Origin of the sequence: Pseudodesulfovibrio pelocollis (genome assembly GCF_030282845.1) — a bacterium.
GTDB classification, from domain to species: Bacteria; Desulfobacterota; Desulfovibrionia; order Desulfovibrionales; family Desulfovibrionaceae; genus Pseudodesulfovibrio; species Pseudodesulfovibrio pelocollis.
In genome coordinates this window covers 43,596-63,884 of sequence record NZ_JASTWE010000006.1, presented here as the reverse complement: position 1 = coordinate 63,884, position 20,289 = coordinate 43,596, and the positions used below count along the sequence as shown (strand labels likewise).

Annotated in this window: 17 protein-coding genes and 5 tRNA genes; 3 read left to right on the top strand and 19 right to left on the bottom strand. The window is 61.7% G+C overall.

Annotated features, from left to right (window positions below):
• From rpsG to QQS14_RS03650, 17 genes are all read right to left on the bottom strand, one after another.
• On the bottom strand, positions 1–471 hold the full coding sequence (gene rpsG, locus QQS14_RS03730; RefSeq protein ID WP_285905559.1) for a 30S ribosomal protein S7: 471 nt from the start codon (positions 469–471) through the stop codon (positions 1–3).
• A gap of 97 nt (positions 472–568) precedes the next feature.
• Positions 569–940 (bottom strand): 30S ribosomal protein S12, encoded by a 372-nt coding sequence (gene rpsL / locus QQS14_RS03725; RefSeq protein WP_155931598.1) that lies wholly within the window; start codon positions 938–940, stop codon positions 569–571.
• Positions 941–1,147: 207 nt separating this feature from the next.
• The gene (rpoC, locus tag QQS14_RS03720; RefSeq protein ID WP_285905557.1) at positions 1,148–5,296 is read right to left on the bottom strand and encodes a DNA-directed RNA polymerase subunit beta'; all 4,149 of its coding nucleotides are present in this window, start codon (positions 5,294–5,296) and stop codon (positions 1,148–1,150) included.
• Positions 5,297–5,377: 81 nt separating this feature from the next.
• Positions 5,378–9,481, bottom strand: a complete 4,104-nt coding sequence (gene rpoB / locus QQS14_RS03715) for a DNA-directed RNA polymerase subunit beta (RefSeq protein WP_285905556.1) — start codon at positions 9,479–9,481, stop codon at positions 5,378–5,380.
• A gap of 296 nt (positions 9,482–9,777) precedes the next feature.
• Positions 9,778–10,164: a 50S ribosomal protein L7/L12 gene (rplL, locus tag QQS14_RS03710; protein WP_285905555.1), complete on the bottom strand. Its 387-nt coding sequence runs from the start codon at positions 10,162–10,164 to the stop codon at positions 9,778–9,780.
• Positions 10,165–10,203: 39 nt separating this feature from the next.
• Positions 10,204–10,725 carry a 50S ribosomal protein L10 gene (rplJ, locus tag QQS14_RS03705; protein WP_285905554.1) on the bottom strand — a complete coding sequence of 174 codons (522 nt, stop codon included), beginning with the start codon at positions 10,723–10,725 and terminating at the stop codon, positions 10,204–10,206.
• Positions 10,726–10,884: 159 nt separating this feature from the next.
• The gene (gene rplA / locus QQS14_RS03700; RefSeq protein WP_285905553.1) at positions 10,885–11,592 is read right to left on the bottom strand and encodes a 50S ribosomal protein L1; all 708 of its coding nucleotides are present in this window, start codon (positions 11,590–11,592) and stop codon (positions 10,885–10,887) included.
• Between the two features lie 14 nt (positions 11,593–11,606).
• Positions 11,607–12,032 carry a 50S ribosomal protein L11 gene (gene rplK / locus QQS14_RS03695; protein ID WP_285905552.1) on the bottom strand — a complete coding sequence of 142 codons (426 nt, stop codon included), beginning with the start codon at positions 12,030–12,032 and terminating at the stop codon, positions 11,607–11,609.
• A 45-nt stretch (positions 12,033–12,077) separates the two neighbouring features.
• Positions 12,078–12,635, bottom strand: a complete 558-nt coding sequence (nusG, locus tag QQS14_RS03690; RefSeq protein WP_285905551.1) for a transcription termination/antitermination protein NusG — start codon at positions 12,633–12,635, stop codon at positions 12,078–12,080.
• Positions 12,636–12,670: 35 nt separating this feature from the next.
• The gene (gene secE / locus QQS14_RS03685) at positions 12,671–12,913 is read right to left on the bottom strand and encodes a preprotein translocase subunit SecE (protein WP_285905550.1); all 243 of its coding nucleotides are present in this window, start codon (positions 12,911–12,913) and stop codon (positions 12,671–12,673) included.
• Between the two features lie 86 nt (positions 12,914–12,999).
• Positions 13,000–13,076: transfer RNA gene (locus QQS14_RS03680), tRNA-Trp, on the bottom strand.
• Between the two features lie 12 nt (positions 13,077–13,088).
• Positions 13,089–13,238: a 50S ribosomal protein L33 gene (gene rpmG, locus QQS14_RS03675; RefSeq protein ID WP_285905549.1), complete on the bottom strand. Its 150-nt coding sequence runs from the start codon at positions 13,236–13,238 to the stop codon at positions 13,089–13,091.
• A 3-nt stretch (positions 13,239–13,241) separates the two neighbouring features.
• On the bottom strand, positions 13,242–14,435 hold the full coding sequence (gene tuf / locus QQS14_RS03670) for an elongation factor Tu (RefSeq protein WP_285905548.1): 1,194 nt from the start codon (positions 14,433–14,435) through the stop codon (positions 13,242–13,244).
• Between the two features lie 74 nt (positions 14,436–14,509).
• Positions 14,510–14,585: transfer RNA gene (locus tag QQS14_RS03665), tRNA-Thr, on the bottom strand.
• A 58-nt stretch (positions 14,586–14,643) separates the two neighbouring features.
• Positions 14,644–14,719 (bottom strand) — tRNA-Gly (locus tag QQS14_RS03660).
• A gap of 63 nt (positions 14,720–14,782) precedes the next feature.
• Positions 14,783–14,868 (bottom strand) — tRNA-Tyr (locus QQS14_RS03655).
• 11 nt (positions 14,869–14,879) lie between these two features.
• A tRNA-Thr gene (locus QQS14_RS03650) sits at positions 14,880–14,955 on the bottom strand.
• A gap of 236 nt (positions 14,956–15,191) precedes the next feature.
• Between QQS14_RS03650 and QQS14_RS03645 the strand changes: the two genes are divergently transcribed.
• Positions 15,192–16,211: a tRNA dihydrouridine synthase gene (locus tag QQS14_RS03645; protein ID WP_285905547.1), complete on the top strand. Its 1,020-nt coding sequence runs from the start codon at positions 15,192–15,194 to the stop codon at positions 16,209–16,211.
• A gap of 66 nt (positions 16,212–16,277) precedes the next feature.
• Positions 16,278–17,273, top strand: a complete 996-nt coding sequence (locus QQS14_RS03640; protein WP_285905546.1) for a chemotaxis protein — start codon at positions 16,278–16,280, stop codon at positions 17,271–17,273.
• Positions 17,274–17,370: 97 nt separating this feature from the next.
• On the opposite strand, the gene hypE is transcribed toward QQS14_RS03640, so the two are convergent.
• Both hypE and hypD read right to left on the bottom strand, forming a co-directional pair.
• A complete protein-coding gene (gene hypE, locus QQS14_RS03635) occupies positions 17,371–18,375 on the bottom strand; it encodes a hydrogenase expression/formation protein HypE (RefSeq protein WP_285905545.1) in 1,005 nt (334 codons plus the stop codon).
• 2 nt (positions 18,376–18,377) lie between these two features.
• On the bottom strand, positions 18,378–19,472 hold the full coding sequence (hypD, locus tag QQS14_RS03630; RefSeq protein WP_285905544.1) for a hydrogenase formation protein HypD: 1,095 nt from the start codon (positions 19,470–19,472) through the stop codon (positions 18,378–18,380).
• A 337-nt stretch (positions 19,473–19,809) separates the two neighbouring features.
• Between hypD and QQS14_RS03625 the strand changes: the two genes are divergently transcribed.
• Entirely contained in the window at positions 19,810–20,223 is a 414-nt protein-coding gene (locus QQS14_RS03625; RefSeq protein WP_285905543.1) for a hypothetical protein, read from the top strand.
• Positions 20,224–20,289: the final 66 nt, after the last annotated feature.

Here is a 20,289-nt window from a genome sequence, read left to right as displayed (position 1 = left end):
CTACCAGCGGTAGTGGGCGAAAGCCTTGTTGGCTTCGGCCATCTTGTGGGTGTCTTCCCGTTTCTTGACTGCTCCGCCGCGATTGTTGAATGCGTCGAGCAACTCGCCGGAGAGCCGGGCGACCATGCCCTTCTCGCCACGGCCACGGGCGTAGCTGATCATCCAACGGATGGCCAGGGCCAGCTGACGATCGGGGCGGACTTCCATGGGCACCTGATAGGTGGCACCGCCGACACGGCGGGACTTGACCTCAACCGAAGGCCGGACATTGTCCAGGCACTTCTCGAAGGCGCGCAACGGGTCTTCGTTGGTCTTGCTGGCCAGCGATTCGACGGCCTGGTAGAAAATTCTTTCAGCGGTGCTCTTCTTGCCGTCAAACATGAGACGGTTGATGAAGCGGGTGATCAGCTTGCTGCCGTATACAGGGTCCGGCAGGATCTGCCGCTTGGCGACAGGACCTTTACGAGGCATTTCTTTCTCCTTGGATTTCGGCCGGGGGGACATTATTTTGGGCAGCCTCCGCCCTACTTTGTCATCCCACCCCGGGCATTACGAAAAAAGCGTCAACCTATTTCGGGCGCTTGGTACCGTACTTGGAACGGCCGCGACGGCGATCATCGACACCCGAGGTATCGAGGGAGCCGCGCACGATGTGGTAGCGGACACCGGGTAAGTCCTTGACGCGGCCGCCACGGATCAGCACCACGGAGTGCTCCTGCAGGTTGTGGCCTTCGCCGCCGATGTAGGCGGTGACTTCGATGCCGTTGGTCAGGCGGACACGGGCGACCTTGCGAAGCGCGGAGTTCGGCTTCTTGGGGGTCGTGGTGTACACTCTGGTGCAAACACCGCGGCGCTGCGGGCACTCGAGCAGGGCCGGGGTCTTTTTCCGCTTGGGCTGCGCCACGCGCGCCTTGCGGATCAATTGGTTGATGGTGGGCATTCATCCTCCGAAATCAATAGTTAATACATTGCCGCACGCATTCATGCGCAAAGAGGACCGCTAGTAATCCAAAAGCAGAAGCCTTGTCAAGCGGTTTGGCTTGACCAGCTCAACGCGGGACGGTCCCCGGCGGCAAAGTGACTGGAGAGGACCAGCCTCCCCAGTCACTTTCCTATACCGAACATCGTTCTGGCGATGTTATAATCTTCAATCAATCTCCACCAGGAGCGGGTTCTCCTCCAGGTCTTCAAGGAACTTGTCCTTGCGCTCGAGCTGTTCGGGCACGATGATGCCCGAGTCGATGTACCGGCGGAAGCCGGTGCCCGCCGGAACCAGGCGGCCGACAATGACGTTCTCCTTGAGACCGCGCAGATTGTCCACCTTGCCCCTGAGCGATGCCTCGGTCAGCACCTTGGTGGTCTCCTGGAAGCTGGCCGCGGAGATGAAGGAGTCCGTGGAGAGCGAGGCCTGGGTGATGCCAAGCACCAGCGTCTCGGCCACGGCCGGAGTGCCGCCCTCGGCAATGGCCTTGGCGTTCTCCTCCGTGAACCGCAGCTTGTCCACCTGCTCGCCGATGAGGAAGGTGGTGGAGCCGGGATCGACGATGGCCACCTTCTTGAGCATCTGGCGAACGATGATCTCGATATGCTTGTCGTTGATGCTGACGCCCTGGAAGCGGTAGACCTCCTGAACCTCTTCCACGAGGTAGCGGGCCAGATACTTCTCGCCCTTGATGCGCAGGATGTCGTGCAGCTCGGGGCTGCCCTCGGTGAGCAGATCGCCCGCCTCCACGAAGTCGGACTCCTGTACCGTGATGTGCTTGCCCTTGGGGATCAGGAACTCCATGGGATCGCCAGTCTCCGGGGTGACCACGACCTTGCGCTTGCCCTTGGTCTCGGAGCCGAAGGTGACGATGCCGTCGATGGACGAGACCACGCCCATGTCCTTGGGCTTGCGCACCTCGAACAGCTCGGCAACTCGCGGCAGGCCGCCGACAATGTCCTTGGTCTTGGACGATTCACGCGGTTTGCGGGCGATGACGTCGCCCGAGCGCACGGTGTCGCCGTCCTTGACCATGAGAATGGCGCCCACCGGCATGGCAAAGGTGGCGTCGATGGCCGTGCCCGCCCGCTTCTTGGGCCTGCCGTTCTCGCCCAGAATGGTCACGGCCGGGCGGAAGTTGGTGGTCCGGTATTCCATGATGGTATAGGACGCCTTGGAGGTGCGATCCTCCTGGACGGTCTTGCCCTCGATGATGTCGGTGAAGCTGATGATACCGGCCGCATCGACGATGAACGGCTCCATGTAGGGGTCCCACTCGGCCAGCGGGCTGCCCTTCTTGACCATCTGCCCTTCGTCCACCAGCAGACGCGCACCGGACGGCAGCACGTACTTCTCGCGCTCGCGGCCCTGCTCATCCACGATGCCCACCTGGCAGCTCTTGCCGAGCACCATCTTGTGGCCGTCGGTGTTGACGACGGTGCGCATGCGCGAGCAGACCACGCGGCCCTGGTGCTGCGACTCAATGGACGAGGACTCGATCTCCTTGGACGCGGTGCCGCCGATGTGGAAGGTGCGCATGGTCAGCTGGGTACCGGGCTCGCCGATGGACTGGGCGGCAATGATGCCCACGGTCTCGCCGACGTTGACCAGATGCCCGCGGGCCAGGTCGCGCCCGTAGCACATGGCGCAGATGCCCTGCCTCGACTTGCAGGTCAGGCCCGAGCGGATGGTGATGGAGTTCACCCCCGTGGCGTCGAGCTTGGCCGCGTAGTTCTCGTCGATCATGGTGTTGGCGGGAATGATCATCTCCCCGTTCTCCTCGTCATGAATCGGGAACATGGTCACCCGGCCCTTGACGCGGTCGGCCAGACGCTCCTTGATCTCGCCGCTCTTGACAAAGTGGGTCAGCTCGAGGCCGTCCACGGTGCCGCAGTCCAGCTCGGACACGGTCACATCCTGCACGACATCCACGAGGCGGCGGGTCAGGTAGCCGGAGTTGGCGGTCTTGAGCGCCGTGTCGGCCAGACCCTTTCGCGCGCCATGGGTGGAGATGAAGTACTGCAGGACCGAGAGCCCTTCGCGGAAGGACGCGGTGATGGGCGTCTCGATGATCTCGCCCGAAGGCTTGGCCATCAGGCCGCGCATGCCAGCCAGCTGGCGCATCTGGTCCTGGTTGCCTCGGGCGCCGGAGGTGGCCATCATATAGATGGGGTTGAAGCTGGAGTTGACCTCGGTCTTTCCGGTCTTGGGATCGGTCAGCACGTCGGTGCTCATCTCCTGCATCATCTCGTTGGAGATGTCGTTGGTCGTCTTGGTCCAGACGTCAACGACCTTGTTGTATTTTTCCGTGCGGGTGATGATGCCGTCCTGGAACTGGTTCTCGATCTCCTCCACCTCGGCGTGGGCCGCTTCGAGCAGCCCGGCCTTGGCATCGGGAATCTTCAGGTCCTTGACGCCGATGGTCACGCCCGCGCGGGTGGCGTACTCGTAGCCCATGTCCTTGATGCGGTCGCACAGGATGACCGTGGCCTTGGTGCCTGCCAGCCGGTAGGCGCCGGAGACCAGGGCAGCGATGTTCTTCTTGTTGAACACGCAGTTGACCATGTCAAAGGGCACCTTATCCGGCAGCAGCTCGCTGACGATGATGCGGCCGGTGGTGGTCTCCACGATCTTCCCGTCGATGCGCACCTTGATGCGCGCGTGCAGCCCCACCGCGCCGTGGTCGTGGGCCGCGATGACCTCCGAGGGATCGGCAAAGATCATGCCCTCGCCACGCTGAAAGGAGCGCGGCGTGGTCAGGTAGTACAGCCCCAGCACGATGTCCTGCGATGGGTTGATGACCGGCGAGCCGTTGGACGGGCTGAGGATGTTGTTGGTGGACATCATCAGCACGCGGCACTCGATCTGGGCCTCCACGCTCAGGGGAACGTGGACTGCCATCTGGTCGCCGTCAAAGTCCGCGTTGTAGGCGGAGCAGACCAGCGGATGCAGCTGGATGGCCTTGCCTTCCACCAGGAGCGGCTCAAAGGCCTGGATGCCGAGGCGGTGCAGGGTCGGGGCGCGGTTGAGCATGATCGGATACTCGCGGACCACGTCCTCGAGGATGTCCCAGACGACCAGATCCTCGCGCTCGACCATCTTCTTGGCCGACTTGATGGTGGTGGCGATCTCGCGCTTCTCAAGCTCGGCGTAGATGAAGGGCTTGAACAGCTCAAGGGCCATCTTCTTGGGCAGGCCGCACTGGTGCAGCTTGAGCTTGGGACCGACCACGATGACCGAACGGCCCGAGTAGTCCACGCGCTTGCCCAGCAGGTTCTGACGGAACCGGCCCTGCTTGCCCTTGATCATGTCCGAGAGCGACTTGAGCGGGCGGCCGTTGGTGCCGGTGATGGCCCGGCCGCGGCGGCCGTTGTCGAACAGGGCGTCCACCGCTTCCTGCAACATGCGCTTTTCGTTGCGGATGATGATCTCGGGCGCGCCGAGCTCCAGCAGCCGCTTGAGGCGGTTGTTGCGGTTGATGACACGGCGGTACAGGTCGTTGAGGTCCGAGGTGGCGAAGCGGCCGCCGTCCAGGGGGACCAGCGGGCGCAGCTCGGGCGGAATGATGGGAATCACTTCCATGATCATCCACTCGGGCTTGTTGCCGGACTCGAGGAAGGCCTCGACGATCTTCAGCCGCTTGGTGATTTTCTTCTTCTTGGTCTGGGACCGCGTGGACTGCGATTCTTCGCGCAGCTCGATGCGCAGCATGTCAAGGTCGAGTGCTTCGAGCATCACGCGCACGGTTTCGGCACCCATGCCGACCTTGAGCGCATCCTCGCCAAAGTGGTCGATGACCTGGAAGTACTGGTCTTCGCTGACCACCTGATGCTTCTTGAGCGGGGTGTCGCCCGGATCGAGCACGATGAAGGAGTCGAAGTAGAGCACCTTCTCCAGGTCGGCCATGGTGATGTCGAGCAGCGTGCCTATCTTGGAGGGCAGCGTCTTCAGGAACCAGATGTGGGCAACGGGCGCTGCCAGTTCGATGTGGCCCATGCGCTCGCGGCGGACCTTGGAGGCGATGACCTCAACGCCGCATTTTTCGCAGACGATGCCGCGATGCTTCATGCGCTTGTACTTGCCGCAGTTGCACTCGTAATCCTTGACCGGACCGAATATCTTGGCGCAGAAAAGGCCGTCGCGCTCCGGCTTGAAGGTGCGGTAATTGATCGTTTCCGGTTTTTTCACCTCGCCAAAGGACCATTCCCTGATGGTTTCTGGCGAGGCGATGGATATCTGGATTGCGTTCAGGTTGCGCCCCTGGGCGGCGGCATTTGGTGCTCCACGCAAGGTGAACAGATCGTCCAACGTCATGGATATCCCCTATCGTAAAAAGTTATCATATGCCCGGCCGGCCGCTCGACCGGCCGGGCTTTTCACCGAGAGTGTCCGGTCTTACGCCAGATAAGGCCGCTGCGGAGCAGAGGACGGGCGCTTGCGGTCCTCGTAGTGCAGGGTCACATCCAGACCCAGCGACATGAGTTCCTTGACCAGAACGTTGAAGGATTCCGGCAGTCCGGCTTCCAGGAAGTTGTCACCCTTGACGATCTTCTCGTACATCTTCACGCGGCCCTGCACATCGTCGGACTTGACGGTGAGGAACTCCTGCAGAAGATAGGCGGCGCCGTAGGCCTCCAGGGCCCAGACCTCCATCTCTCCCAGGCGCTGGCCGCCGAACTGGGCCTTGCCGCCCAGAGGCTGCTGCGTGACCAGGGAGTAAGGGCCGGTGGACCGGGCGTGAATCTTTTCGTCAACCAGGTGATGCAGCTTGAGGATGTACATGACACCCACCGTGACCCGGCTGTGAAAGGGCTCGCCGGTGCGGCCGTCAAAGAGGACGAACTTGCCGTCGTCCGAGAGTCCGGCCTTTTCGAGCCAGCCCCAGATTTCCTCCTCGTTGGCGCCGTCAAAGACCGGCGTCTTGGCCACAATGCCCTTCTTGACCTTCTTGACGGCCTCCACGAGTTGCTCGTCGGTCATGGAGTCGATGAGCGCATCCATGTCCTTGTCCTCGAAGAAGCCTTTGACATCCTTGCGCATGTCCTTGAAGGCGTTCTCCTCGTACATGGTGCTGAGTTGCTCGCCGAGCTTGCGGCCAGCCATGCCCAGATGGGTCTCCATGATCTGGCCGATGTTCATGCGCGAAGGCACGCCAAGGGGGTTGAGCACGATGTCCATAGGCGTACCGTCCTCGAAGAACGGCATGTCCTCCTCGGGCAGGATGCAGGAGACAACGCCCTTGTTGCCGTGGCGGCCAGCCATCTTGTCACCCACGCTGAGCTTGCGCTTCACGGCGACGTAGACCTTGACCATCTTGATGACGCCCGGGGGCAGGTCGTCGCCCTCGGTCACCTTCTCGCGCTTCACGTCGTAGAGGGTCTTGATGAAGTGGATCTGCTGGTCGTAATCGGCAACGATCATCTTGATCTGCTCGTTGGGGTCCTTGTCGAAGATGCCCAGCAGCTTCTTGACCGGCACGGAGAAGATGGCCTCGCGGTCCACCGCCTCGCCGGTCTTGCCCAGCAAGGCCTTCTTGGTCCCGGCCAGATCCTTCTTGTATGTCTCGCCCTTGACCACGTCCCAGATCCGTTCCCGGATGGCGTCGGTCATGGAGGCGATATGCTTCATTTCCTTGGCGTCGAAGGCGGCCAACTCCGCTTCCTCGATGGCCTTGGTGCGTTCGTCCTTTTCGGAGGAGCGGCGGTTGAAGACCTTGACGTCCACGATGGTGCCCGCGATTCCCGGCGGCACCTTGAGGGACGTGTTCTTCACGTCGCGCGCCTTGTCGCCGAAGATGGCGCGCAGGAGCTTTTCCTCGGGCGTCAGCTGGGTCTCGCCCTTGGGCGTGATCTTGCCGACCATGATGTCGTCGGGCTTGACGCGCGCGCCGATGCGGATGATGCCGCAATCGTCAAGGTTGCGAAGCATCTCCTCGGAAACGTTGGAGATGTCGCGGGTCACTTCCTCGGGTCCGAGCTTGGTGTCGCGGGCCACCAGTTCAAACTCCTCGATGTGGATGGAGGTGAACACGTCCTCCTTGACCATGCGCTCGGAGATGAGGATGGAGTCCTCGAAGTTGAACCCGCACCAGGGCATGAAGGCCACGAGCAGGTTCTTGCCCAGGGCAAGCTCGCCATCCTCGATGCCGGGACCGTCGGCCAGCACGTCGCCCTTCTTGACCACCTGCCCCACCTGGACCCTGGGCCGCTGGCCGAAGCAGGAGTTCTGGTTGGACTTGTGCCATTTCTGAAGCTCGTAGTGCTTGGCACCACCCGAGGCCGGGTACAGACCATTGTCGTAATTGACGATGACCCGTTCGGCGTCGACGAAGTGGACCATGCCGTCTTCCTCGGCCAGCACGCAGGCGCCGGAGTCGCGGGCGACCGGGCCTTCCATGTCGGTGCCGACCAGGGGCTGCTCGGCCTGGAGCAGGGGCACGGCCTGGCGCATCATGTTCGAGCCCATGAGGGCGCGGTTGGCGTCGTCATGCTCAAGGAAGGGAATCAGCGCGGCCGAGATGGAAACCGTCTGGCTCGGGCTGATGTCCATGCAGGTCACTTCCTCGGCCAGGGTCAGCTGCACGTCGCCGCTGATGCGGGCGTTGACGCGCGGGTTGACGAAGGTGCCGGTCTCGTCCAGGGGCGCGTTGGCCTGGGCCACCACTTCCTTGGCCTCCTTGGAGGCGTCCATGTAGTGGATCTCGTTTGTGACCTGCTTGTCGCGGACCGTGCGGTACGGCGTCTCGATGAACCCGTAGTCGTTGACCTTGGCGTAGGTGGTCAGGGAGACGATCAGACCGATGTTCGGTCCTTCGGGCGTCTCGATGGGGCAGATGCGACCGTAGTGCGAGGTGTGCACATCGCGCACCTCGAAGCCTGCACGCTCGCGGGTCAGGCCACCGGGCCCCAGTGCGGACAGGCGGCGCTTGTGGGTGACCTCGGAGAGCGGGTTGGTCTGGTCCATGAACTGGCTGAGCTGGGAGGTTCCGAAGAACTCCTTGAGCACGGCCGCCACGGGCTTGGGATTGATCAAGTCATGGGGCATAAGGGTGGCCACTTCCTGGAGGCTCATGCGCTCCTTGATGGCGCGCTCCATGCGCACAAGGCCGATGCGGTACTGGTTTTCCACCAGCTCGCCCACCGGGCGCACCCGGCGGTTGCCCAGGTGGTCGATGTCGTCGGCCGGACCATGGGAATCCTTGAGGCGCAGGAGTTCCTTGACCGCCAGCAGGATGTCCTCGTTGGTCAGGGTGCGGATGTTGAGATCCACATCCTGGTTCAGGCGCGAGTTGAGCTTGTAGCGGCCGACGCTGGAGAGGTCGTAATAGTCGGCGCTGCGGAACAGGTTCTCGAAGAAGTTGGCCGCGATCTCGGGCGTGGGCGGAGAACTGGGCCGCAGGCGGCGGTATATCTCGATCTGGGCCGTCTCCAGGTCCGTGGTCTTGTCGAGGAGCAGCGTGTCGCGCAGGGCCGAGGACACATCCTGACCACGGGTATGCAGCACACCCAGGTCCTTGATGCCGGCCTCGCGGATGCGCGCCACCATGTCCGGGGTCAGCTCGTCGGCCGCCTCGGCGATGACCTCGCCGTTCTTGTCCACCATGTCCGCCGCCAGGAACAGGCCCGTCAGCGAATCGGGATCGACCTCGATGGTCTTGATCCCGGCGCGCACGATCTTCTTCCACGCGCCCTTGGTGATGGGGGTGCCCTTGGCCACCAGGACCGTATCGCCGTCCTTGATGTCGGCAAAGGCTATTTCCTTGCGGTACTGCTCGTCCACCACGGCGCGCTGCACCTTGGTCTTGAGCAGGGTGTAGGACTCGATGTCGTAGTAGTATTCGAGGATGTCGGTACGCGACAGCCCCATGGCCTTGAGCAGGATGGTGGCGGGCATCTTGCGGCGGCGGTCGATGCGCACGTACAGGATGTCCTTGTGGTCGAAATCAAAGTCGAGCCAGGAGCCACGCATGGGAATGATGCGGCTTGAGTAGAGCACCTTGCGGCTGGAATGGGTCTTGCCCGAGTCATGCTCGAAGAGGATGCCCGGAGAGCGCTGCAACTGGTTGACGATGACACGCTCGGTGCCGTTGATGACGTAAGTTCCCTTGTCCGTCATCAGCGGCAGTGTGCCGAAGTATATGTCTTGTTCCTTGATGTCGCGAATGGTGCGGTTGTCCGTTTCTTCGTCCACGTCAAAAACTACGAGACGGACAGTTATACGGATGGGCGTCTCGTAGGTCAGACCCTTGGAGATGCACTCATCGACGTCGTATTTTGGCTCACCGATTTCATATTTGACGAAATCAAGGCTGGCGGTCTTGTTGAAATCTTCAATGGGAAACACGGACCGGAACACGCTCTCGAGCCCGACGTCGGCACGACTGGTGGGCGGAGTGTCCAGCTGCAGGAACCGCTTGTAGGAATCGACCTGAAGCTCCAGCAGGTGGGGGATGGGGAGCGTGTTGACGATGTTGCCGAATTTTTTTCTGAGTTGACCCATTGTACCCTCATGTATGAGTGGTTGATGGTTGGGGCGCGCTGTCGATGGGGGACCGGCCGCCCACTGTCGTCCGCAACGGCCGCGTGGATTCGGACGCTGCGCTAAAGGATGATGACCATGGCCGGGATACCGGTCCCGGAGCGCATGTAAAACAGGAGCAGGCGATTGCATTCGCCATCAGCGCCTGAGCCCGAAGGCGGAACCAATCACCCAGTATATATAGAGACAGGACAAAAAGCGCAACACCCTTATTTCAGGGCGAGCGCTCTTTGCCTGATTAGCTTAAGTGTGCGAAGCTACTTGATTTCAACTTCTGCGCCGGCTTCCTTCAGCTGCTTGGCAGCGTCGTCGGCCTCATCCTTGGAAACGTTTTCCTTGATCGGCTTGGGAGCCTCGTCAACCACGGCCTTGGCCTCTTTCAGACCCAGGCCGGTCAGGGCGCGAACAGCCTTGATGACGGCGATCTTGTTGGCGCCAGCGCCGGTCAGGACAACGGTGAACTCGGTCTGCTCCTCGGCGGCATCGGCAGCGGCGGCACCGGCCGGGGCGACCATGACAGCGGCGGCCGGAGCGGCAGCCTCGACGCCGAAGACGTCTTCGAGCTCTTTGATGAACTTGGACAGTTCCAGGACGGTCATGTTGCCGATGAACTCGACAACCTGTTCTTTGGTGATGTCAGCCATGATAAATTCTCCTTACGAAAGATTCGCTTTGAACCTGGTTTACGCAGCTTCCTTCTGTTCCTTGATCGCGGTCAAGGCATAGAGGAACTTGCGCTCAATGTTTGCGAACAAGCACACGAAATTGCGCGGTACGGCCTGCATGGTGCCAAGTACGGAACTCAAGAGCTCAGGCCTGCTGGGCATCTTGGCGAGTTCACGTACGCCGTCGCCGTCAAGAAACTGTCCCTCAAGAGATCCGAAACGCAGGGCGAACTTCTTGTTCGTCCTGTCGAATTCGGACAGCGCCTTGGCCAGGGCGACAGGATCGTCGTACCCGAGCGCAATGGCGCAGTTCTCCTTGAGATGTTCGCTCAATCCACCGTGTTCGGTGTCCTTGAGAGCCAACCGGGCCAGGGTGTTCTTGACGACTTGGTAGTCAACGCCGACTTCGTAGCACTTGGCGCGGAGGCTGGTGATCTCCTCAACGCTGAGTCCCTTGAAGTCGGTGACGACGGCAATGCTCGCCCGCGCAGCTTTTGCGTGCAGCTGCTCGATGATCTGGGCTTTTTCTTGCCTGTTCATCCACCACTCCTCGTCGTTCGGCCCGGAAAGCAGGTCAAAGCGTTGTCTGAGCAGGGTATTAAGGGATCACGGTCCCACCTGCCTTCTCTGACTCAACTCTCCGTGCGATTATATCCAGGGCGACCCGCGAGGGCCGCCCGGTATTCCAGTATCCGCCTGCTAGGCTTCGATGAACTTCCTGATGGCCAGGGGGTCGATCTTCACGCCGGGGCCCATGGTGGTGGCCACGGCCATGGCCTTCATGTAGGTTCCCTTGGCGCTGGAAGGCTTCATGCGCATGACCTGGGCCAGCAGGGTCTTGAGGTTTTCACACAGCTTCTCGGTGCCAAAGGAGACCTTGCCGATGGGCGCGTGAAGCACCCCGGCCTTGTCCACCTTGAACTCGACCTTGCCCGCCTTGAGCTCGGACACGGCCTTGGCCACATCCATGGTCACGGTGCCGGTCTTGGCGTTGGGCATCAGGCCGCGGGGACCGAGTGTGCGGCCGATCTTGCCGACCAGGGCCATCATGTCCGGGGTGGCCACGGCCTTGTCGAAGTCGAGCCAGCCGCCCTGAATCTTCTCGACCAGGTCGTCGGAGCCCGCGTAGTCGGCACCTGCGGCCTTGGCCTCGGCCACCTTCTCGGGCTTGCAGAAGACCACCACGCGCACGTCCTTGCCAAGCCCGTTGGGCAGGCTGACGGCACCGCGGATCATCTGGTCCGAGTACTTGGGGTCAACACCGAGGTTGATGGCCACGTCCACTGTCTCGTCGAACTTGGCGAAGGCGCTCTCAATGGCGGTCTTCACGCCTTCCTCGACCTGAACGCGCAGGGTGGTGTCCCTGTCGCCGACGGCATTGCGGTATTTCTTTCCATGCTTGGGCATTTCGTATTTCCTCGCTAGCCTTTGACTTCGATGCCCATGCTGCGGGCGGTGCCCTCAATCTGCAGCATGGCCTTCTCAAGGTCGTTGGCGTTCAGGTCGGGCATCTTCATTTCGGCAATTTCCTTGATCTGGGCCTTGGTGACCTTGCCGACCTTCACTTTGTTGGGTTCACTGGACCCCTTCTCCAGCTTGGCTGCCTTGAGCAGCAGCACCGGAGCGGGAGGGGTCTTGGTGATGAAGTCGAAGGAGCGGTCTGCGAAGACCGTGATGACGACCGGTATGATCAGCCCCTTCTGGTCCTGCGTCCTGGCGTTGAACGCCTTGCAGAACTCCATGATGTTCACGCCATGCTGGCCCAGCGCCGGACCAACCGGCGGGGAGGGGTTGGCACTCCCGGCGGGAATCTGCAGCTTGATCTTTCCTATTTCTTTCTTGGCCATTGTAATCCTCGGTGAGAAATTTCGCTGTTGGCGAGTATTTCCGGGCTATCCCTTGTCCACCTGGACGAAGTCGAGCTCCACAGGAGTCTGACGCCCGAAGATGGAGACGGAAACCTTGAGTTTTCCCTTGTCGTAATTGACTTCTTCCACAACACCGTTGAAACCGCTGAAAGGGCCGTCGATGACCCGCACCTCGTCCCCGCGTTCGAAGTTGAACTTGGGACGCGGCTTCTCCTGGCGGCTCTCCATCATGTTGAGGATGTTCTCCGCCTCGCTGTCACGCATGGGGGTGGGACGGTTCTTCCCGCCCACAAAGCCGGTGACGCGCGGGATGGACTGTATCAGATGCCATGTGTCATCGGTCAAGATCATCTTGATCATGATGTACCCGGGGTAGAATTTCCGGGTGGAAGTCTTGCGCTCCCCCTTGACCATCTCGACGATCTTCTCGGTGGGCATGACAACCTCTTCGATGAGGCCCTTGTCCTGCCCTGTCCGCATCATCTCCCGGACGGTCTGCTCCACGCGCTGTTCGAACCCCGAATAGGTGTGAACGATGTACCAGCGCGAGCGAGGTGCTGCTTGTTCCATTGTGGCATCCATGTTTGATCCAGCCTTTGCTCCAGAGCTAGGGACTTCTAGGACAGTATGGCCTCGACGATCTTGGAGAGCGCCAGGTCAACAATGCCCAGGTAAAGAGCCACGACCAGGCTGACGAGCAACACCGCCACGCAGGTGCTGATGGTCTCCTTGCGTGTCGGCCAGACAACCTTCTTGATCTCGACCTTGGATTCCTCAAAGAACTCCATGAATTCCTTGATTTTCCCGACCGGACCGGATGCTACCGCCGTGGCGGACTGCTTGTCTTTTTTCTTGGTCATAACTTCTTTTTCCAAATTATTGAGCGGGTCGCGGGGCCTTGCCGTGTTGCGGTCAAGGCCCCGTAACGCCCGCTTGCAAACAGAGTTGGCAGGGGTAGAGGGATTCGAACCCCCAACATCCGGTTTTGGAGACCGGCGTTCTAGCCGTTGGAACTATACCCCTGCTCTATCGAACCTACTTGGTCTCTTTGTGGACAGTGTGTTTCTTGTCCCAGGGACAATACTTGTTCACTTCCAACCGACCGGTAGTGTTCTTCTTGTTCTTCTGCGTGGCGTAGTTCTTACGCTTGCACTCGGTGCACTGCAGCTGAATGTTGATGCGCATGGATTACTCCACGATCTCGGTGACGACACCGGCGCCGACGGTGCGGCCGCCTTCGCGGATGGCGAAGCGCAGGCCGAGTTCCATGGCGATGGGCGCGATGAGCTCGACGTTGAAGGTGGCGTTGTCGCCGGGCATGACCATCTCGACACCCTCTTCCAGGGCCACGACACCGGTGATGTCAGTGGTGCGGAAGTAGAACTGCGGACGGTAGCCGGAGAAGAACGGGGTGTGGCGGCCGCCCTCGTCCTTGGAGAGGACGTAGACCTCGGCCTTGAACTTGGTGTGCGGGGTGATGGAGCCGGGCTTGGCGGCAACCTGGCCGCGCTCGACCTCTTCACGCTTCACGCCGCGGATCAGCAGGCCCACGTTATCGCCGGCCTGACCCTGGTCGAGGATCTTGCGGAACATCTCGACGCCGGTGCAGGTGGTCTTGATGGTGTCCTTGATGCCGATGATGGCGATTTCCTCGCCGACCTTGACCACACCGCGCTCGATGCGGCCGGTGATGACGGTGCCGCGGCCGGAGATGGAGAACACGTCTTCCACGGGCATGAGGAACGGCATGTCGATGTCGCGCTCGGGCTCGGGGATGTAGTTGTCGCAGGCTTCGAGCAGGTCGTAGATGGGCTTGGCGTCCGGATCGTCGGCGCTCTCGCACTCCAGGCCCTTCAGGGCGGAGCCGCGGATGACCGGGATGTCGTCGCCGGGGAACTCGTACTTGCTCAGCAGCTCGCGAACCTCAAGCTCCACCAGCTCCAGCAGCTCCTCGTCGTCGACCATGTCGCACTTGTTGAGGAAGACAACCATGGCGGGCACGCCCACCTGACGGGCGAGCAGGATGTGCTCACGGGTCTGGGGCATGGGACCGTCGGTGGCGGCGCACACGAGGATGGCACCATCCATCTGGGCGGCACCGGTGATCATGTTCTTGATGTAGTCGGCGTGACCGGGGCAGTCCACGTGGGCGTAGTGACGGTTCGCGGTCTCGTACTCGACGTGGGCGGTGGCGATGGTGATGCCGCGCTCCTTCTCCTCGGGCGCCTTGTCGATCTCGTCAAAGGCGACGTACTGGCCGAAACCCCTGAGGAAGGCGAGCTTGGTGATGGCTGCGGTCAGCGTGGTCTTGCCATGGTCGATGTGACCGATGGTACCGATGTTGACGTGCGGCTTGCTACGCTGAAATTTTGCTTTTCCCATTGTGATCCCCCTAACTAAAAGTGGTGTAGGTTTTTTTTATTACTTTAAATACTAAGCTAACACGGCATGAACTATGGAGCCCACGACCGGATTTGAACCGGTGACCTCATCCTTACCAAGGATGTGCTCTACCTGCTGAGCTACGTGGGCACGCGAGCCCACGCTTGTATATAAGGAGTATGGATGGACAACGGTAGTGCTAGAGTAATGGAGCGGGAAACGGGACTCGAACCCGCAACCCTCAGCTTGGAAGGCTGATGCTCTAGCCATTGAGCTATTCCCGCTCACTCTCCGTAGTCCATACAGCAGTCCCGGACCGCCTCCTACAGCGTGGCTTATAAAAAATTTGGTGGTGGGGGGAGGATTTGAACCTCCGAAGTCGTTCGACGACAGATTTACAGTCTGTTCCCTTTGGCCACTCGGGAACCCCACCATTTGTGTCTTTGGAGCTGGCGATGGGACTTGAACCCGCAACCGGCTGATTACAAATCAGCTGCTCTACCAATTGAGCTACGCCAGCTCATCGGGAACGAAGTCTATATCCGCCATGGTGTCAAAAAGCAAGCGTTTCGTCGGCTTTTTCACCGGATGCACGCATGCGCCCTTGAAGCGCTCGAAGACGGGCCGGTTTAAGTTGTTCGTCCCTGTTTTGTCAACCCTGCCCGGCAAGTTTTTTCAAAATACCAGTCAGAACCGCCCTGCGGCCACGTCCGAATCCTTTGACTCCGCGACCGACTCCCATTATGAGCTTGGCCCATGACATCGTTTCGCATCGCCTCTGACGAGCCGTGGCTCGCGCCCCTGGCCGGGTATTCCGACCTGCCCTTTCGTCTGCTTTCGCGACGATACGGATGCGCCGTGGCCTGCTCCGAGATGGTCAGCGTCAAGGGCATGGCCTTTGGCAACGAGGGCACCCAGCGGCTCATCGCCACCTGCCCTGAAGATAACCCCATGGTCCTCCAGCTCTTCGGGGCCGACCCGGAACTCTTCGGCCCGGTCATGGAAAGGCTGGTGGCCCTTGGCTACCGCAACTTCGACCTCAACGCGGGCTGCCCGGTGCGCAAGGTGCTCAAATCCGGCAGCGGCGTGAAGCTCATGGAAGACCCGGACACCCTGGTCCGCATCGCCTCGATCATGGTGGAGCGGGCCGCCGCCCATCCCTTGGGAGGGCGGGTGGGCGTCAAGTTCCGCCTGGGGTTCGACAAGGGTGTTGACACCTACCTTGATCTGGCCCGGCGGCTTGAGGGCGCGGGCGTCCACTGGGTCACCCTGCACCCGCGCTACGGCCGCCAGATGTTCGCGGGCCAGGCCGACTGGTCCAAGCTCGCCCTGCTCAAGGGTGCGGTCTCCATCCCGGTGATCGCCTCGGGCGATCTGTTCACGGCCGAGGACGGGGTGCGCTGCGTGGAACAGACCGGGGTGGACGCGGTCATGTTCGCCCGGGGCGCGCTCTACGATCCGTCCATCTTCGCCCGCTTCCGCGCCCTGCTGGCCGGGGAGCAGCCGCCCGCGCGCGACGGCGCGGCCCTGGCAGAGATCGTGCGCGAGCACATCCGGCTGACCCGCGAGCATGAAGGCGACGGCCGGTCCTTTCGCAAGATCCGCTCCATCATTCCCCGCTACGCCAAGGGGCTCAAGGGCATCCGCGCCCTGCGCGCCTCCCTGCTCGAATGCCGCGACTGGCCGGCCCTCGAGGCGGCGGCGGCGACCATCGCCCATCTTGAACCCGCAGACGGCCTCACGCCGGAAACGCTTGTTGACGTGATTTGCCAATAACGGTTACAACCACGCCTGATCGACCTTCTCGTTTTCGTACTCTCTTTTGAAAGGAAACGGTGCCCCATGTCCACCGAGACGAGCGAAATCCTGCTTGAGGCGGGAACCAACGAACTGGAAATCGTCGAGTTCTACATTGAGGAAATTCCCAAGAACAACGACGATTCGCCGTCCCCCCGGACCGAAGGGGCACCCAAGACGCGCAAGAGCTATTTCGGCGTCAACGTCGCCAAGGTGCTGGAAATCATCCGCATGCCCGATGTCACGGAAATGCCCGAGGTCTCCCATGTGTCCGTGCTCGGCGCCTTCAACCTGCGCTCGCGCATCATTCCCCTGCTCGATCTCGCCATGTGGCTCAAGAAACGCCGCGTGGAAAACGAACCGCCCAAGGTCATCGTCACCGAATTCAATCAGGTCACCTCGGCCTTCATGGTCTCGGGCGTCACCCGCATCCACCGCATCAGCTGGGAGGATGTCGAGGCACCCAACAAATACGTCTCGGCCCTGTCGAGCGACTCCATCACCGGCGTGGTCAAGTTCGATGACCGCATCGTCTTCATCCTTGACCTTGAGCGCATCGTCTCGGAGCTCAACCCCGAGATGCGGCTCAAGCTCGACGACAATGTGGAGTTCAACACCGCGGAGCGCTACCGCGCCCTCATCGCCGACGACTCCCCGCTCATCCGCGAAATGATCCGCGACATGCTCGGCCAGGCCGGATTCCGCGTGGAAAAGACCAACAACGGCCGCGAGTGCTGGGACCGGCTCAAGGAGATCAAGCAGAGCGCCGTGGATGAAGGCCGCCCCATCACGGATTACGTCCAGGTCATCGTCTCGGACATCGAAATGCCCATGATGGACGGCCACCACCTGACCCGGCGCATCAAGGACGACCCCGTCCTGCGCGACATCCCGGTCATCCTCTTCTCCTCGCTGATCACCGAGAAGCTGCGCTACCGGGGCGAGGCCGTGGGCGCGGACGACCAGATATCCAAGCCCGAGATCACGTACCTCGCCCAGCGCGCCGCCGCCCTCATCGAGACACACAAGAAGAAGCGCTGAGCACCTTTCCACTGACGAGAAAACGGCCTTCGGAAATATCCGAGGGCCGTTTCTTTTTGCGGGTGGAAGCGGGCCGTATCAGCAGATGCGGGTCATGTCAGCAGATGCGAGGCAACTGCTCGCCTTCGAGCATGCCCAGCAGCCGTTTGCCGCCCAGGTGAGTGACGAGCACCACCTTGCCCGGGTTCGCATCGGTCATGGTGCCGATGCGGCAGGCGTCGCGACCCAGCGGGTCGGCGCGCATGATCTCCAGGGCTTTCGACGCATGGGCCTCGGGCAGGACGCACAGGAACTTGCCCTCGTTGGCCAGATAGAGCGGGTCCAGGCCAAGGATGGAGCAGCCGCCCGCCACCTCGGGACGCACGGGCAGGGACGCCTCGTCCAGCTCGCAGCACACGCCCGAGCTGTGGGTGATCTCGTTGAGGGTGGTGGCAAGCCCGCCGCGCGTGGGATCGCGCAGCACATGGACCTCGGGCAGCTCGCGCACCAGCCGAACCAGCAGGTGGTTCAGCGACGCGCTGTCGCTCTCGACCTTGGACTGGAAATCAAGACCTTCGCGGGTGCCGAGGATGGTCAGGCCGTGGTCGCCGATGGTGCCGGAGATGAGCACCGCATCGCCGGGCCGGGCGCGGTCGCCGCTGGGGGCCGGGTCCACGATGATCTCGCCGATGCCGGTGGTGTTGATGAATATCTTGTCCAACGCCCCCCTGGGCACCACCTTGGTGTCGCCGGAAACGATGATCACCCCGGCCTCGCGCACGGCCTCGCCCATGGAGGCCACGATCCTTTCGAGATCGTCCATGGGCAGCCCTTCCTCTATGATATAGGCGCAGGTCATATACCGGGGCACGGCGCCCATCATGGCCACGTCGTTGACCGTGCCGTGCACGGCCAGGGAGCCGATGTTGCCGCCGGGGAAGAAGATGGGGTCCACGGTGAAGGAGTCCGTGCTCATGGCGATGCGGCCGGACACGGTCAGCTCGGCCGCGTCGTTGAGCCGGTTCAGTTCGTCGTTGCCCAAGTGCTTGAGAAAGAGTTCCGAGATGAGCCGCTGCGAGGCGCGACCGCCGCTGCCGTAATCGAGTAAAACCTTGTCGCTCATGACTAATCCAGTTTGTATTTGTAGTAGGCGGCGCAGCTGCCCTCGGTGGAGACCATGCACGGGCCCACAGGGTTGGCCGGGGTGCAGGCCTTCTTGAACAGGGGACACTCGTCGGGCCGCTTGATGCCCTTGAGGATGTCGCCGCACTTGCAGCCGGGCAGGGCCGCCCCCTCTTCGATGACGATGCCGAAGGTCTTCTTGGCGTCAAAGGACTCCCACTCGGGCCGGATTTCGAGGCCGCTGCCCGGGATGCAGCCGATGCCGCGCCACAGGGCGTCGGACGGCTCGAAGACCTCGTACATGATCTCGCGCGCCTTGGCATTGCCCCCGTCGCTGACGATGCGGGTGTAGCTGTTGACCACATGGGCCTCGCCCGCATTGCGCCAGCGCACCATGGAGAGCAGCGCCTGGAGGATGTCCAGGGGCTCGAACCCGGCGATCACGGCGGACTTCCCGTATTTTTCGGCGATGAACTTGTACGGCTCAAGGCCGATGATGGCCGAAACGTGACCGGGCAGGATGAATCCCTCGATGCCCGCCCGCTCGTCGGCCAGGAGCACCTCCAGGGCGGCGGGCACTGTCTTGTGAAAGCAGAGCACGCGCAGGTTGTCGATGCCCTGCTCCCGGGCCATCTTCATGGTGGCGGCGATGGTCGGGGCCGTGGTCTCGAAGCCCACGCCGATGAAGACCACGAGATCGCCCGGATTCTCACGGGCCAGCTTGAGGGTATCAAAGGGCGAGTACACGACCTTGACCCGGGCGCCGTCGGCCTGGGCCTTCTTCAGGTTGCGCCCATGGTGGCCGGGCACGCGCATCAGGTCGCCAAAGGTGGCCATGATCACGTTGTCTCTGCCCGCCAGATCGAGAAAGGCGTTGACCTCGGACTCGTGGGTGACGCAGACCGGGCAGCCCGGCCCGCTCAGGTGGATGATCTCCTCGGGCAGCAGGGAGCGCAGCCCGCTCTGGAATATGGCCACGGTGTGGGTGCCGCACACCTCCATGAAGCGCAGGCCGCCGGAAAGCTCGGCCCGCAGGGTGTCCAGCACCTTGCCACACAACTCGGGATCGCGAAATTTGTTCAGTAATTCGAAGCTCAAACCATCCCCCCGTATTGAAAGTGTCACCCCGGCTTCAGGGTCAGGACTTTCCATATACCGATTGCACCCAACGGGCAAACAAAATCCCGGCACGAACACCTGATGTGACATTTGCCTTTGCTCAACCCGGTGCACCGCACTGATTACCGCCAACGCGCAGGAGCAAAACACACTGCATTTGCAGAGTTTATTTTATTCGTGGCCAAACTTTTGTGAACATATGTTCATTTTAATCTTGACACCTTGACGCATGAGCATATCTTCATTCTTACAGATGACCGCGCAATGCAAAGGCGGTCCGAACCGGCCGGAACCGGCCACAACAAGGGAGGTATTCATGCCCTTCTTCACCAATCGAAAATTCGGACAAGGTTTCACCGCCACCGATTCCATCCGGCCACAGAACGCGGGACGGAGTTTCGGCGGCCAGGGCCGGGGATGCGGCGGCATGGGCCGTGGATACGGTTGCGGATGGTGCCAATGGCCGGCCGATCCCGCCTCGGGTCCGGGCCAGGGACGTGGCTTCGGGCGCGGCATGGGAACCGGCTTTGCCCAGGGGGTTGACTCCGGTGTCACCGCCCCTGATGTCGGCCGCCCTGCCCGGCTCATGAACCGGGCCATGGCGCAGGAAGTGGGCAACCTCGCGCCCGGCAGAGGATTCGGGTTCGGCCCGGGAGCCATTCAGGGACGGGGCATCCGGCGCAGGCAACGTGCCCGCGTTTTCCAGGGCCTTCCCTGGACCACGGAATAGCAAGAACGCAGTTGACGGAAGGGGGCCGCCCCGTGATCATCAGGCGGCTCCCGATTGGGGCGCACA